The following is a 15729-nucleotide window of genomic DNA, read 5'->3' as shown; positions in this document are numbered from 1 at the left end:
ACAATTTATGCTAGTTTTTGAAAATTAAGATATGTATAGTTTTGCTAAATACTATACAAAGTTTTAGAGCTTTTTAATTAGTGGTATAATTTACTTCTGAATTACCAAGAATTAGACACAAAAAAAGCATCGCGGTGGGCGATGCTTTTTGATATGTTTTAGCAATAAATTAGCGTCTAGCTTCTTTAATTCTTGCTTTTTTACCAGTAAGACCTCTAAAGTAGAAAATACGAGCTCTTCTAACTTTACCTCTCTTGTTGATTTCAACTTTTTGTAATGCAGGCATGTTCATTGGGAAAATACGCTCTACACCAACTGTACCAGACATTTTTCTAATAGTAAAGGTTTCAGAAGCACCTGTACCTCTTTTTTGAATAACAACACCTCTAAAGAACTGAGTACGTGTTTTTTCACCTTCTTTAATTTCGTAATACACAGTGATCGTATCACCTGCAGAAAATTCAGGAAATTCTTTTCTTGTAACGAATTCGTCCTGTACAAATTTAATTAACGATTCCATTTTTGTTAAATGATTTTGTGTTATTTCAAAGCAACATTCACGTACCTCGCCAGAGGTTACTCCAAAAGTGGTTGCAAAAATAGTAAATATTTCTATTCGTGCAACAGTGTAGTTGTATTTTTTAGATGAATTTTATTTAAATATGAGTATTTGATATTCAAAGAGTTACTTTAATCTTCTAAAAGATCGGGTCTGCGAGTTTTTGTACGCTCATAGGCTTGTTCTTCTCTCCATGCTTCAATCTTCGGGAAATTTCCACTTAAAAGTACTTCAGGTACTGTCCAGCCTTTATAATCTGAAGGTCTCGTGTATACTGGAGGCGCCAATAAATTATCTTGAAAAGAGTCGGTAAGGGCAGAGGTTTCATCATTTAAAACACCTGGTAAAAGGCGAATGATAGTATCACATAAAACGGCAGCTCCTAATTCACCACCGGAAAGCACATAATCTCCAATAGAAATTTCTTTGGTTACAAAGTGATCGCGAACCCGCTGATCTACACCTTTATAATGTCCACATAAAATAATAATGTTTTCCTTTAAAGAAAGTGTATTTGCAATACCTTGGTTTAAAGTTTCACCATCTGGCGTCATGTAAATTACTTCATCATAATTTCGTTCCGATTGTAGTTTCGAAATACATTTATCAATCGGTTCAATCATCATCACCATTCCTGCTCCACCGCCAAATTGATAATCATCAATTTGTTTGTAATTGTCAGTAACGTAATCACGAAGATTATGGAAATGAACTTCAACAAGTTCTTTTTCAATAGCTCGCTTCAAAATAGAAGCTTCAAACGGACTAGCCAATAACTCGGGCAATACGGTGATGATATCAATGCGCATGATGCAAAATTATTTTTTGCAAAGGTGACTATAATTCATTTACAAAACAATATGCTATCATTCATTTTGTATAGACGCATCTTCAAATTCAATATCTCTATTAATATCATTTTTGTAGGCTTCTATAAAAGCATTTTTAAATATTCGAAGTACGGTACCCCAAGTTGAACTTTTTACGTCATTTAAATCTCCTTCTACGTTAACAACGGTTGCTAAAGTATCTTTTTTATGATTTTTGAATAGAAACTTGAAAACACCTACAAAACCTTCCCATAGTTTTTTAAACAAACTACTGTCTTCTTTTTTCCAAGAGTCTAGTATTTTAATTTTCGTAAAAATTGGTTTGAAGTATCCTTTTAGATAACCATCATTGATGGCAAGTTCACTATACAAGTCGAACTGACCTTTTTCAAAATCAAATCCTGCGTAGGCTAATGTTAAACTATTGAGAGCCGTTACATCAGCATTTTCTAATTTGAAATCTAAATCCATGTCTGGTATTTCTTTGATTAAATTCAACCTACCTTCTAATCTTACATCACCTTCACCAATACTTTTTGCGGAAGCATGTAGGGTAGAAGGTAATTTTTTCTCTTGATCTACAACATTTCGAAGGTTGGTTGCTGTTAGCTGAATATGATTGAGAAATAAATCTACATTAGGATCTTTATTAAACTGCATAAAACCAATTTTACCTTCATTAATAGTAAGTTCGTTAATGTCAATCGGAACCAAATCTGTTAGTGCTTTCGTCCAATCTTCTTCTGATGGTTGCGTAGAATCTTGTACCTGTTCTTCAAAAATGTAGTTTATGGTGGGTTTATACATTTCTATCTCACTAACAATTTTTCCTTTGAAAAGGGAATGCCATTGGACAGAAATATCTGTTTTTTCAAAATTTAAAAATGGAATATTATTATCACCATTTACTTTATCCAATTTCAAATCATGGATTACATAAGCTCCACGGATAAGAGCAATATCTATATCATTTACATGTCCCCAATAACCAGGGATATTCTCAAGAGTTTTGTTTACATAGTTTTTTACAATGGTTGGAAGTAATAAGCGAAAAACTAACAAGGCAACAACAACGATGATAATTATATTTCTAGACTTTTTTCTTTTAGACATTTTCAATGTTTTAGGGATCAGAAAGTTAGAAATGTTAAATTAATTTTGCGTGAAATGTATCTTAAAAGACTTCTCATTTGTGTAAATTTATTCCTAAATCAAACAAAATTCACCAATGAAAAAATCAATATTCATGCTATTCGTATGTATAGGAATCAGCTTGAACGCACAAAAAAATGGAGACGACTTTATGCTGTTTTTCCTTGGAGGTCAAAGCAATATGGAAGGCTATGGTTATGTGAAAGAACTTCCGGATTCACTTTCAAAAAAAATGAAAGATGTTTATATTTTTCAAGGAAATACCGTTGTAGATGGTACTCTAGAAGGTGGAGGTGATGGACTTTGGTCAAAATTACAACCAGGTCATGGAACCGGTTTTGCTTCTGATGGAAAGAATAACAACTATTCAGATAGATTTGGAGCAGAATTGAGTTTTGCATATGATTTAAAACAGAAATATCCTGATAAAAAAATAGCAATTATAAAATATGCTCGTGGCGGAACCTCCATAGACAGTGTTGCTATGGTAGATTGGGCTGGCTGCTGGGAACCTGATGTGAATAGCAGAAAAGGATTGAATCAATATGATTATTTTCTAAAGACATTGGACAATGCTATGAAAATTCATGATATTAACGGAGATGGTAAAGAAGATACGTTGATTCCAGCTGGAATTTTATGGATGCAAGGAGAGCAAGATGCGGCAGCCACAGAAGAAGTTGCTTTACGCTATTATGATCATCTTAAAAGATTGATGGATTTGATTCGTGCTAGTTTACGAAAAGACGATTTACCAGTGGTTGTAGGTAAAATTTCTGATAGTTGGAGTAACGAATCGGGTAAGGTATGGAAATATGGAGAATTGGTTCAGTATGCTGAAGAGAAATATGCGGCAACCGATAAAAATGCAGCTATTGTACGAACTACCAGATATTATAAATATTCCGATCCATGGCACTACAATACCGCAGGCTATATTGATTTTGGAAAGCAATTTGCCAAAAAAATGATAGCGCTTTTAGAGAAATAAGCAATTTATAGTAAAAAGCCTTGTGAGTTCACAAGGCTTTTTTTATCCTCAAAAATGAGGAGTTGCTAGGTAATGTGTAATTGATTTAGGTTAGGGGGAAAATCAAAACTCAAACTAAACTAATTATGAAAAAAAATTATACTACAATGGTTTTTAAAAGTGTATAACCATCTGTGGTATTTCCTGTTAAACTATCTACCATGTTTCCGCCTAAGCTATCCGAAAAAACATTGTCATTTTCGTTAGCAGTATCAGGCGTTCCATTATATCTGCTGGTAGCGTAAACCGTTTCTACAGTATCTTCTGGGAAAGCTATTTGGGTAACTCGTAATGAGTTTTCGTCGGTATCCAAAATTTCTACGTGTATGTGTGGTGCTCTTCCTGAATACCAGCCTGGAAAAATACTTATAAAAGATACTTGTCCATTACGATCTGTAAGTTGTCTACCTCTTAAAAAATGTTTGTCGGTGTAATCTGTTTGTTGCATTTGTGTACCACCATATTCAGAATAATTTCCTTCTGAATCACAATGCCAAATATCTACATAAACTCCTTCCAAGGCATTACAATCGTCACTTTTATCTTGAATTGTCAAGGTAATTAAAAGTGCAACTCCATCACGATCGGAAACTATATTAGCTCTAACTAGATCTGCAGGCGTTACAATTGGAAATGGTCCTGCAGTTTCGCTTGGCGAAAGTTCGCAAGAATCAGATGAACCACTACTATCATCATCATCACTAGTACTTGCAGAAGTGTCTCCGGTAGCTAGGCCATCATCGTCTTTTGAACATCCATTAATAACAGTTGGTAAAGCAACTATAGTTCCTAAACCAACAATTCCTTTTCTTAAAAAATCTTTCCTTTTCATACCTGACGATTTTTGAATTTTGAGCTAAACTATTGGTTTTTAGCTTTCAGTTCAAAAAAATGAGGTGAACACAGGTCAAAGTGAGGTGAACTAAAATTTATTCGAAGATTTTTTGAACATTCTCTTTATAACTATTTCCAACAGGAATAGTAAATGTTCCAATTTTTAGCGTCTGTTTGTAGTAGTTACTAACTTTATTTTTTGAAATGATATAGGATCTGTGTACGCGAATAAACTCTTCAGTGGGTAGTTTCTCCAACATTTTTTTCAAGGTCGATCGAGTCACTAATATTTTTTCAGTTTCTCTGTGAATTTTGACATAATCATCTAATCCTTCTAAAAATAGAATGCTATCTAGCGCAACTTGATGGGTTTTGTAATCTGCTTTTACAGTAATATGAGTTATAGCTTTTTCCAATTCCTTTTTTTCTAAAGAAATAATGTGGTGTGCTTTTTCTACAGCTTCTATAAATCTAGTTTTTACCATAGGTTTTAAAAGGTAATCTATAGCATTTACATTAAAACCCTCTATAGCATATTCACTATAAGCCGTTGTGAAAATTACTTTGGTTTTGTTTTTTAAAGATTTATAGAGTTCAATGCCATTAAGTCCTGGCATTTCAATATCTAAGAAAAGTAGATCTACGTTTTCTTTGTATAAATAATCAATAGCTTCTTGTTGACTTGTAAATTTTCCCTGTAATGACACTAAAGAGATTCCATTACAATACGCCTCAATAATATCAAGCGCTAGGGGTTCATCATCAAGAGCAATTGCGGTGATCATGCTACATTAATTTTCAATATTACATTAAAAACGTCTGAATCTTCCTGAATATTGAGTGAATAGGCATTTGGATAAATCATTTCAAGACGTTTTTTGGAATTGGCAATTCCTTCACCTGTAGAAATTGCACTTTCTTTTGGTTTTCGGCAAATTGTATTTTTTACCTGCATGGTAAGTGTTCCGTCTTCAACATGTATAGCAATTGTAATTTGCGACTCTTGATGAGATGAAACGCCATACTTAAATGCATTTTCAATAAAATTGATAAGAATTAAGGGAGCAATTTGTTCTCTATTAATATTTCCTGAAACGTTAAAAGTGAAAATATTGCTATTGCTCAATCGTAATTTTTGCAATGCAATGTAATCTTCTATGTAATTTATCTCTTTTTTCAAAGCCACTTTTTCTTGATTACTTTCGGTAACCACGTAGCGCATCATTCCAGATAATTTTAAAATAGCATCGGGAGTTTGATCTGATTTTTTCAGTGCTAATGCATATAAATTATTCAGGGTGTTGAATAAAAAATGTGGGTTGATTTGTGCTTTTAGGTACGAAACTTCCGCTAATAATTTTTCACTTCTCACTTCGCGCAAATGACTATTCAATCGCATAACAAGCGTTAAAATAAACACGATAAGAAACTGAAAAATAAACCCATCATTAGAAAAGAAATTCATTCCACGATTTGGCATTTCTCCTCGCGGCATAGGCATATTAGGTCTGGAGTTTATCGGAGCCATATCTGATGATCTTATTGGTGGCATTTCTCCATTGAAATTTGGAGGCGTTCCAGGACTACCTAAAATTAATGACGGTATTTGAGAGATGAAAACGTAACTAATTACGAGTATTACGAATAACCAAATCCATCTTTTTTTGATATAAAATTTAGGTATGATAAAATTATAATTAGCATACATAAATACGATGAGTAGCAAATATCTTAAAAAGCTATGCTGAAAAGGTTCTATTTTCAATAATGCCCAACCCGAAGAAATATCTGGAGAGGTAATAAAAGGAAGTATCAGAAGAACAACTCCTAGAAGAATTTGACTGTACGTTTCTCGCTTTTGAAACATAAATAATTACGATAGAAAAAGTTTGTGTTGCAATTTTATGAAAACCTGTAAGAAAAACATATAGTTATTTCTGAAATCTAAGAAATGATTTAAAAAATAATATGATTTAGAATAAGATTACTAATTAATTAATTTTTAATAAAACATCTTTTTTGATTGATTTTAATCATTTTTTTGCCATAATATTTTTGTAACTTTAAGTATATCTTTAAAAAGAAAGGTTATGAACACTTTAGTTTATGCAACAGATTATTCTAAGAATTCTGTACCAGCGTTAAAATATGCCTATAGTCTTAGTCAGCTTACAAATAAAAAATTGATAGTTCTAAACATTTTAGAATATCCCACTATTTGGAATAGTGATGTACCAAAACCTGAGTTTGAGGATTATGAGAAAGGAGCTGAAAATGCTTATAAAAATCTTCTTCAGGAGTTTTGTGAAAAACAGATAGGAGGGCATTTAGAGAATGCTATCTATCAAGTTAAAAAAGGTGATGATGTTGAGAATGCAATTTTAGATTTTTCAAAAGAACATCAACCCGACGCTCTCATTTTGGGAGTTCATGGGATGAATCCTGTACAAGAATTTTTTATGGGAAGTACTACGCAGTCTATTATTTCATCTTCAATTGTTCCTGTGATAGCAGTTCCAGAGAATGTACAAAGTAGTACTTTAAAAACTATGGCTTTTGCCACGGCTTTGAAAAAAGAAGATGTTATTACAATCAAAAAAATAGCCAGTTTGTTTGAAACGGTAAAACCAATTTTAAAAGTAGTACATATAGCTCATAAGAAATCTGATGAAAAATTAGCTGAAATAGCGGAATTCAAAGAACTTTTAAATGATGAAGTTTCCGGCTTAGTGAATAGTTTTGATATTATCTATAATGAAGACCGATTAGAAGGGTTAATAGGTTTTGTAACCATTCAAAAAGCTGACATGATCATCATGAAAGAGCGAAAAAGCCAAAACAATAAATTAAAAGAACGATTTCAAAAAGACTTAGTGAAGCGTATGGAAGCAAAAACCAAAATACCTTTGTTAAGCTTTAAGAGCTAGTTTGTAAACAAAAAAAACCGCTGTCAACAAAGTTGATCAGCGGTTTCTCATTATTTGAGGTTGGTTAGTTACGAGTTTAACATCACCGGCATTACAAGCATTGTTATGCTTTCTCCCTCATCTAATCCGTCTACAGGTGTCAAAATTCCTGCTCTGTTTGGTAAAGACATTTCAAGCGTCACATCATCGGCGCTTAAATTGTTTAGCATTTCTGTTAAGAAACGCGAGTTAAAACCAATTTGCATATCGTCACCTTGGTAATCACAAGTTAAGCGTTCTTCCGCTTTGTTACTGTAATCTATATCTTCTGCAGAAATATTTAATTCGGCTCCTGCAATTTTCAATCTTATTTGGTGTGTCGTTTTGTTTGAGAAGATAGAAACCCTTTTCACAGAACTTAAAAACTGACCTCTTTCAATAGTAAGCTTGTTAGGATTCTCTTTTGGAATTACGGCTTCGTAATTTGGATATTTTCCGTCAATTAAACGACAAATTAATTCAACATTATCAAAAGTAAACTTCGCGTTACTTTCGTTGTATTCAATAATTACATCACTTTCGCTACCACCAAGAATTCCTTTTAATAAATTTAAAGGTTTCTTAGGCATAATGAATTCTGCAACCTCAGAAGCGGTTACATCAGATCTTTGATATTTAACCAATTTATGAGCATCTGTAGCTACAAAAGTTAAATGTTCAGAAGAGAACTGAAAGAAAACACCACTCATTACAGGACGTAAATCATCATTTCCGGCAGCAAAAATAGTTTTGCTAATGGCAGTTGCCAAAATATCTCCCATGATAGTTGTAGAACTTGGGTCAGATAATGAAACTGCTTTTGGGAACTCATTTCCATCAGCATAAGCTAATGCATATTTACCGTGATTAGAGCTTATTTCAATAGTGTTGTTATCTTCAATAACAAAAGTTAACGGTTGTTCCGGAAAAGTTTTTAGCGTGTCTAAAAGTAATTTTGCAGGAACTGCGATGCTACCTTCCGATTCAGATTCTACTTCCAAAGTAGAACTCATAGTAGTTTCTAAGTCAGATGCAGAAACGGTTAAGGTATTATTAGAAAGTTCAAATAAAAAATTGTCTAAGATTGGTAATGTGTTGCTGTTATTAATAACGCCTCCTAAAACTTGAAGCTGCTTTAATAAATACGAGCTAGATACTATAAATTTCATCGATGGTTCTGTTTATATTCAGAAATACAAATATATTTTAATTGCAATTTAATAAGAAACAAACTTATTAACATTATTTTGTGTACATTCTTTTTCGTAAAACAAAAAATACTATTCCAAAAATGATTAACAAAACTGCGGGAAGTACCACGTTTAGTAGCTTCCATTGCCATTTTTCATTTTCAATTTTTTGATTATCCAGAAAGGCAAGCTTTATTTCTTTGCCACGAATGTTTATAAGTCCGTTATCTTCCAACAAATAATTCATGCAATTGATCAAGAAATCCTTGTTGCCATAAATTTGTTGAGTCCAAGGATCTATACCATTTACAAGTGGTTTTTTGTTGGCGTACATATAGTTGAAAATATCGCCATCACTTATCACAATCATTTTACCAGCTTTGGTATTGGTAAGATCTGTTTTTAAATCAAAAGGTTTTACTCTGTTTTTAAAGGCTGAAGTAAAATCACCTTCTAATAATACCGCTAAATTTTGCGGACCTTTGGTAAAGTATTGTGGTTGAAGGTTTGCAAATTGATTGAGACTTATTTCTGCCGGAGTTCCTTCTACTGCAGATTGTGGTGAACTTTGCAAAAGAACGGTTTCTTTAATCCCGTTGTCCAAAAGATCAATCTGATTCGCAAATTCTAACTTTACAACATTTATATTTTTATTGATTGGATGATTTTCCGGTGACAAAACGATGGGACTCAAAGGCCAATCAATAGGAATATTTTTTCCTTGTTGTCCTTGCACTGTAATAGGAGTAGAAATAAAATCTTCTACTAAATTATAATTGATACGAACACCATATTTGAACAGCATATCGTCAAGATTCAACTTTCTAGGTAATGCTACCGTAGATTGCGTTTGGTTTTGAAGACTATCTAAATCTACAGCCACTTTATCTAGCGCCCATAAAACTTTTCCGCCGTTCATTATGTATTGATCCAGAATGTAGCGTTCGTTATCCGAAAAGGCTTTGGTAGGTTTGGCAACAATGGCTGCGTCAAAGTAATTTAAATTCTCTAATGTTTTTTGAGGATCATTTTGAAGCGAATCAAAATCAAATTTTCCAAGTGCGTAGTATTGTTTCAAATGCACTAAAAAATCACCCATATACTTTTCATCTAGTTCGCCATTTCCTTTTAGAATAGCAACTCTTTTTTTCTGTTGAATGGTCAACTTTGTAATAGCATCTGTAAAGTTGTATTCTAATTGCTGAACTGATTTTGTAATGTTTTCCTGCCCGTCATTCCCAAAATTATTGATGAGCAAAGGAACTAAAACCGTTTTTTGACCGTAATTGGCAATCGCCCAAGGGAATATTTGTGTAACCGTTTTTCTTCCATTTTCAGTAACCGGAATATTGGTAGGCGGCATGCCCATATTCATCATATTATTGATCAACTGTTCAGGATTTTCTTCTCCTTCCAACGGATTGATAAAATTAAATACGATGTTATTATTTTCAGCTTCGTATTGTTCTAAGAGCTGCTTGGTTTCAAACTGCAATTTTTTGAATTGAGCAGGAAAGTCTCCTTGTAACAACACATCAACCACCAAAGGTTTTTCAATATTCTCTAGTGTTTGTAATGTGGTTTCAGAAAGTGTATATCTTTTATCTTTCGTCACATCAAAACGCAGGTATAAACCAGAAAACACCCAGTTAATCACAACAAGAACTACAGCTACTAACAGTATTTGTACAATAGTTTTTTTCAGCATTATTGATGTGTTTTTTTAAGTTTTACCACAGTAAGATATAGAAAGAAGAATGCAACAGAACTAAAATATATAATATCTCTTGTGTCTATAACGCCTCGGCTAATGTTATCATAATGAGTTTTAAATCCTATGTAATTCAACCACAGATACGAACTGTCAAAAAATGCATTATTTACCAAATCAAAACCATATAATAGTATAAATGAAAGGCAAATAGCAAGAATGAAAGCCACAATTTGATTTTCTGAAAGTGTAGAACAAAAGATGCCAATTGCGGTGTACGTTGCCATTAAAAAAAACAAACCGGCATACGAACCAAAAATACTACCCAAATCAAGATTACCTGCAGGGTTCCCCAGTTGGTAGACAGAAAATACATAGATGAGCGTTGGTACTACAGCAATTACGCCAAGTAACAAAGCTCCAAAATATTTGCCCAAAACAAGTTGAGTTTGGCTAATGGGTTTTGTAAACAGAATTTCTAGCGTACCTTGTTTCTTTTCATCCGAGAAACTTTTCATGGTTACCGCCGGAATAAGGAATAGCAACAACCAAGGTGCTAGAAAAAAGAAGCCGTTTATATCAGCAAAACCGTTTTCAAGAATATTATATTCTCCTTTAAAAATCCAAAGAAAGAGTCCGTTTGCTACTAAAAAAACACCTATGACCAAATAGCCTATAGGTGACGCAAAAAAGGAATTGATTTCTTTTTTTAAAATTGATATCATAAATAACGTTATTCTACAGTAACCAGTTTGTTAACGCTCCACGCTTCGGGTTTATTACCAAACCAAACTTTCACTGTTTTCCAAATGTTTTTAAAAACATCAGAATTTCTATACTTCTCTAGTGCTTCTTCATTTTCCCAATAGCTGTAGGTAAAAAAGATAGCCGGATTGTTTTTGTCTTGATAAAGTTCCAAAAACTGGCATCCTTCAAAATGTCTAATTGTATTTTTGTGTACTTCAAAATGAGCCGTAAAATCAGCTATTTTATCATCTTGAAACGTAAGTTTTACAATTCGTACGAGCATTCTTCAGCTTTAGAAAAAATTAATGAAAACCGTATCTCTGTAATGCAAACCTAATAAACTAGATGCTCCACCAACCGTTTGCAAATTACTGCGATAAATGGCTATTTCCAGATTACCGGCGGCGTTAAACATGGCTAGTTTTTTGCCGTCATCGTTTCGGTTTTCTTTTGCGGTTTCAAAGTTAACACTTTCGCAATACTTGCTATAAATTTTCTTGAAATTATAATTTCGGGCTACAACTTCAAACTCGCGTCCTTTGCGAATCATTTCAAACCAATTCTTTTTAATGTTGGTCACCACATTGCCATAATTGTCTATGTAAATCACATTTCCGGTAATTACATTCCCTTGTGCATTTACAATAGGCGATAAAGAGCGTACTTCTCTAATTTGCTGAATAGGCTTGCCAATCACTTCCAGCGTGCCACCAATAGCCAGATGGGTTGCTACGCGAACAAATGTATGGCTAGATGAATGTTTGGTAGACATGCCTTCGGGTAAATTGATGTGAACCATTTTTTCAAAAGCATGGTGTTCTGCCAATAAAGAAAATATTCCGTTATCGGCCCCAATGAAATAGTGATTGTTGAATTTACAAGCTACTAAAGGATTGTCTGGAGTTTCTTCACAATCTACTCCTATAATATGAATACTTCCGTTTGGAAAATGTTGATACGCATTTTTCAAAATATGTGCGGCTTCATAAATATTGAACGGACTTACCAAATGTGTAATATCAACAATAGTTGCAGCCGCATATTGCGAATAGATAGCTCCTTTCATGGCAGCAACATACGGGTCTTTTAGACCAAAATCTGTTGTAAGAGTGATGATTGCCATGTACTTAAAGCGAATTTTTTGAAAATCGGGTTTGTAGCTTTTTCTTGGAAACTAGTCAACAATAAGTTGTTCATAATTCCATCACAAACCTACGAAATCTTCCTAAAAATTTGCTACATTGTAGTATAATTTTAGCACAGATACCAGTAAATATTGGTAATAGCTTTTAACTAAATTAATTAGGCTTTTGAACGAAATCATAGTTGAACTTACCGAGATTAGTGCCAGAGATTTTTTTGGCGAACGAAATCAAAACATTGAAATTTTAAAGAAGTATTATCCTAAACTTCGTATTGTGGCTCGTGGTAACAAAATCAAAGCTTTTGGTGAAGAAGAATTGCTGGAAGAGTTTGAAAAACGTTTAGACATGCTGGTCACGCACTTTGGAAAATACAATAAGCTTGATGAAAATACAATTGAGCGTATTTTAACGTTCGATTCTAAGCAAGACTATGTAGATACATATGTAGGTGGCGAAGTGTTGTTACACGGTGTTTCTGGGAAAATCATTAAACCACAAACAGCCAATCAAAAGAAAATAGTAGATCTTATGAAAAATAACGATTTACTGTTTGCAATTGGACCTGCAGGTACCGGAAAAACTTATACGGGCGTTGCTCTTGCGGTAAAAGCTTTAAAAGAAAAACGTGTAAAACGAATTATCCTAACAAGGCCGGCTGTAGAAGCAGGGGAGAACCTAGGTTTTCTTCCGGGAGATCTAAAGGAAAAATTAGATCCTTATATGCAACCCTTGTACGATGCTTTGCGCGATATGATTCCTGCTGAAAAATTAGAAAGCTATATAGAAAAAGGCGTTATTCAAATTGCACCTTTGGCCTTTATGCGTGGTAGAACCCTGGACAATGCTTTTGTGATTTTGGACGAAGCTCAAAACACAACACATGCCCAGATGAAAATGTTTTTAACGCGTATGGGTAAACATGCCAAATTTATGATCACTGGTGATCCCGGACAAATAGATTTACCGCGTAGAGTTATTTCAGGACTTAAAGAGGCTTTACTGGTATTGTCCAATACAGAAGGAATAGGTATTGTTTATTTAGATGATAAAGATGTAATTCGTCACCGTTTAGTGAAGAAAATTATTGAAGCCTATAAAAAAATAGAACACGATAATTAAGTAAATTAACAAACGTGTATCTTTGCGAACTTTAAATAAAGTATCAAACAATTCTTATGAATACCATCACAACTACAAACTTTAACTTTCCAGGGCAAAAATCTGTCTATAAAGGAAAAGTAAGAGAGGTTTATAATATCAATGACGAACTTTTAGTAATGATTGCTACCGATCGTCTATCAGCTTTTGACGTGGTTATGCCAAAAGGAATTCCTTTCAAGGGACAGATCTTAAATCAAATTGCTACCAAATTTATGGAGCAAACACAAGATATAGTTCCCAATTGGTTACAGGCAACTCCAGATCCTAACGTGGCTGTTGGTCATTTGTGTGAACCTTTTAAAGTAGAAATGGTTATCAGAGGATATTTATCTGGGCACGCTGCTCGTGAATATAAAGCTGGTAAAAGACTGTTATGTGGCGTGGCAATGCCAGAAGGTATGAAAGAGAATGACAAGTTCCCAGAACCTATCATTACACCTTCTACCAAGGCAGATAATGGAGAGCACGATGAAGACATCTCTCGTGAAGCTATTTTGGAAAAAGGAATTGTAAGCGAAGCAGATTACATTCAATTAGAAAAATATACCCGAGCACTTTTCCAAAGAGGAACAGAGATTGCTGCTGAACGTGGATTGATCTTAGTGGATACCAAATATGAGTTTGGAAAAACAAAAGACGGACAAATCGTTTTGATTGATGAGATTCATACACCAGATTCTTCTCGTTACTTCTATGCAGAAGGTTACGAAGAGCGTCAAGCAAAAGAAGAACCACAAAAACAACTTTCTAAAGAGTTTGTACGTCAGTGGTTAATCAGCAATGGTTTTCAAGGGAAAGAAGGGCAACAAATTCCTGAAATGACAGACGAATACATTGCTACAGTTTCTGAGCGTTATATTGAATTGTACGAGAACATTATGGGAGAAAGCTTTGTAAAAGCAGATATTGAAAATATAGAAGAAAGAATAGAAAAAAATGTATTGGCGTATTTAGCTGATATGTAAATTGCCGTTTCTCATTTCTGAAGAAAACCGTCTGTAAAACATGTTTTGCAGACGGTTTTTTAATTGTTAGGCTATGTAAATACGCACCTTGCGTTTTTTAAGTCTGGAATTATTTAAGTCTGAACACAGTTTATGAGCCATGGTTTTGGGCACCGCTACAAAAGCACAGTCTTGTTTTAGTTCAATAACCCCCAATTGTTCTTTGGTAAGATTTCCTTGTTTAAAGAACAATCCGGCAATATCTCCTTTTGAGATTTTATCTTTTCTTCCGCCGGAAATAAATAAGGTTTCCCAATACGATTTTACGGGTTTGCTTCGTTCATTAATATCTGCCTCTTCAGCATCTTTGATGAATTCCGGCACTTTTGCTTTTTCATACAATAGAATATAAGCAGTTCCTTCTCGGTCTACACGCGCTGTTCTACCGTTTCGGTGAATAAATTCTTCTTCAGAATAGGGTAATTGATAGTGGATTATGAATTTTAATTCTGGAATATCAATACCTCTGGCGGCCAAATCGGTAGCAAGTAATAGTTGAGCAGTTCCATTTCTAAATTTTATCAAAGCACGTTCGCGTTCTCTTTGTTCCATGCCACCGTGAAAACACTCAAAATTGAGTTTGGTTCTCTTCGCAAGAAAATCACTTACCTTTTGCAGTGTATCTTTTAGATTACAAAAAATAATACCCGGTTTATTTCCTAAATGCTCTAATAGTAGCAATAGTTCATCAAATTTATCGGGTGTATTGGTAGTTACTGTAGCTATGGTTAGGTTGGGTTTCTTTTCCGTTAGAAAATTAACGGTCTTTGGAGCTTTTAATCCCACAAAATCAGGAACGTCTACACCTTGCGTAGCCGAAGTTAAAATTCTATTTTTAAGATTAGGAAGTAAATAAATGATCTCTTTCATTTCTTTTTCAAAACCGACTTCCAAACTTTTATCAAACTCATCCAACACGAGTGTTTCTATGTAGTGAGTGTCTAGTCTTTCCTGTCTAAAATGATCGGCAATACGTCCCGGAGTTCCAATCAATAGAGCAGGAGCGTGTTTCAGATCTTGTTTGTCCTTGGCAATGGCACGACCACCATACACTGCATTGGCTTTAAACCCGGTTCCCATGTTGCGTACCACTTGTTCAATTTGAATGGCTAACTCCCGAGAAGGTACAAGAATCAAGGCTTGAACAGCATCTATCTCTGGGTTCAACTTGTCTAGTAACGGCAATAAAAAGGAAAGTGTTTTACCAGATCCTGTTGGTGAAAGTACAACTACATTGTTCCATTTTTCAATGGTTTCAAATGCTTCTTGTTGCATAGGGTTCAATGCAGGAATTCCTAACTTTTCCAGAATTTCTTCTTGATTCTTAATTGCGTTTGCCATAATTAAACTGAGTTTCTTTGCTGCAAAGCTACAGTATTCTTTGGTAGAAAAAAGAAAAGTATTGCAAGCCTGGGCCGCAA

At 34.0% G+C, this 15729-nt stretch carries 16 protein-coding genes; 4 read left to right on the top strand and 12 right to left on the bottom strand.

Annotated features, from left to right (window positions below):
* Positions 1–169 precede the first annotated feature (169 nt).
* The 3 genes from rplS to BM383_RS07775 form a co-directional block, all read right to left on the bottom strand.
* Positions 170–520, bottom strand: coding sequence for a 50S ribosomal protein L19 (gene rplS / locus BM383_RS07785; protein WP_093024563.1), 351 nt, complete (start codon positions 518–520; stop codon positions 170–172).
* Positions 521–690: 170 nt separating this feature from the next.
* The gene (gene trmD, locus BM383_RS07780) at positions 691–1368 is read right to left on the bottom strand and encodes a tRNA (guanosine(37)-N1)-methyltransferase TrmD (protein ID WP_093024562.1); all 678 of its coding nucleotides are present in this window, start codon (positions 1366–1368) and stop codon (positions 691–693) included.
* Between the two features lie 57 nt (positions 1369–1425).
* Complete coding sequence (locus tag BM383_RS07775; RefSeq protein ID WP_093024561.1) at positions 1426–2502, bottom strand: DUF748 domain-containing protein; 1077 nt, start codon at positions 2500–2502, stop codon at positions 1426–1428.
* Positions 2503–2617: 115 nt separating this feature from the next.
* On the opposite strand from BM383_RS07775, the gene BM383_RS07770 reads away from it, so the two are divergent.
* Positions 2618–3532 carry a sialate O-acetylesterase gene (locus BM383_RS07770; RefSeq protein WP_218157919.1) on the top strand — a complete coding sequence of 305 codons (915 nt, stop codon included), beginning with the start codon at positions 2618–2620 and terminating at the stop codon, positions 3530–3532.
* Between the two features lie 136 nt (positions 3533–3668).
* Here the strand turns inward: BM383_RS07770 and BM383_RS07765 are convergent, their stop codons facing one another.
* From BM383_RS07765 to BM383_RS07755, 3 genes are all read right to left on the bottom strand, one after another.
* Positions 3669–4403, bottom strand: coding sequence for a dioxygenase family protein (locus tag BM383_RS07765; RefSeq protein WP_093024560.1), 735 nt, complete (start codon positions 4401–4403; stop codon positions 3669–3671).
* A gap of 97 nt (positions 4404–4500) precedes the next feature.
* A complete protein-coding gene (locus tag BM383_RS07760) occupies positions 4501–5190 on the bottom strand; it encodes a LytR/AlgR family response regulator transcription factor (RefSeq protein WP_093024559.1) in 690 nt (229 codons plus the stop codon).
* Positions 5187–6272 (bottom strand): sensor histidine kinase, encoded by a 1086-nt coding sequence (locus tag BM383_RS07755; RefSeq protein WP_093024558.1) that lies wholly within the window; start codon positions 6270–6272, stop codon positions 5187–5189. The genes BM383_RS07760 and BM383_RS07755 overlap by 4 nt, the downstream gene beginning before the upstream one ends.
* 223 nt (positions 6273–6495) lie before the next feature.
* Between BM383_RS07755 and BM383_RS07750 the strand changes: the two genes are divergently transcribed.
* Positions 6496–7332 (top strand): universal stress protein, encoded by an 837-nt coding sequence (locus tag BM383_RS07750; protein ID WP_093024557.1) that lies wholly within the window; start codon positions 6496–6498, stop codon positions 7330–7332.
* A 68-nt stretch (positions 7333–7400) separates the two neighbouring features.
* On the opposite strand, the gene dnaN is transcribed toward BM383_RS07750, so the two are convergent.
* From dnaN to BM383_RS07725, 5 genes are all read right to left on the bottom strand, one after another.
* Positions 7401–8519 carry a DNA polymerase III subunit beta gene (gene dnaN / locus BM383_RS07745; RefSeq protein WP_093024556.1) on the bottom strand — a complete coding sequence of 373 codons (1119 nt, stop codon included), beginning with the start codon at positions 8517–8519 and terminating at the stop codon, positions 7401–7403.
* A gap of 73 nt (positions 8520–8592) precedes the next feature.
* Positions 8593–10248 (bottom strand): gliding motility-associated ABC transporter substrate-binding protein GldG, encoded by a 1656-nt coding sequence (gene gldG, locus BM383_RS07740; RefSeq protein ID WP_093024555.1) that lies wholly within the window; start codon positions 10246–10248, stop codon positions 8593–8595.
* Positions 10248–10976: a gliding motility-associated ABC transporter permease subunit GldF gene (gldF, locus tag BM383_RS07735; protein ID WP_093024554.1), complete on the bottom strand. Its 729-nt coding sequence runs from the start codon at positions 10974–10976 to the stop codon at positions 10248–10250. Before gldF ends, gldG begins: the two co-directional genes overlap by 1 nt.
* Positions 10977–10984: 8 nt before the next feature.
* Complete coding sequence (locus BM383_RS07730) at positions 10985–11281, bottom strand: putative quinol monooxygenase (RefSeq protein ID WP_093024553.1); 297 nt, start codon at positions 11279–11281, stop codon at positions 10985–10987.
* Between the two features lie 9 nt (positions 11282–11290).
* Entirely contained in the window at positions 11291–12121 is an 831-nt protein-coding gene (locus tag BM383_RS07725; RefSeq protein ID WP_093024552.1) for an SAM hydrolase/SAM-dependent halogenase family protein, read from the bottom strand.
* 187 nt (positions 12122–12308) lie between these two features.
* Between BM383_RS07725 and BM383_RS07720 the strand changes: the two genes are divergently transcribed.
* Together BM383_RS07720 and BM383_RS07715 are read left to right on the top strand one after the other, a co-directional pair.
* Positions 12309–13262: a PhoH family protein gene (locus tag BM383_RS07720; RefSeq protein ID WP_093024551.1), complete on the top strand. Its 954-nt coding sequence runs from the start codon at positions 12309–12311 to the stop codon at positions 13260–13262.
* Positions 13263–13318: 56 nt separating this feature from the next.
* A complete protein-coding gene (locus tag BM383_RS07715) occupies positions 13319–14269 on the top strand; it encodes a phosphoribosylaminoimidazolesuccinocarboxamide synthase (RefSeq protein ID WP_093024550.1) in 951 nt (316 codons plus the stop codon).
* A gap of 66 nt (positions 14270–14335) precedes the next feature.
* On the opposite strand, the gene BM383_RS07710 is transcribed toward BM383_RS07715, so the two are convergent.
* On the bottom strand, positions 14336–15649 hold the full coding sequence (locus tag BM383_RS07710; protein WP_093024549.1) for a DEAD/DEAH box helicase: 1314 nt from the start codon (positions 15647–15649) through the stop codon (positions 14336–14338).
* Positions 15650–15729: the final 80 nt, after the last annotated feature.

The organism is Pustulibacterium marinum (genome assembly GCF_900116665.1).
Classification (GTDB): domain Bacteria; phylum Bacteroidota; class Bacteroidia; order Flavobacteriales; family Flavobacteriaceae; genus Pustulibacterium; species Pustulibacterium marinum.
Note: the sequence above shows the minus strand (reverse complement) of the source record. Positions and strands in the feature narration are given on the sequence as shown.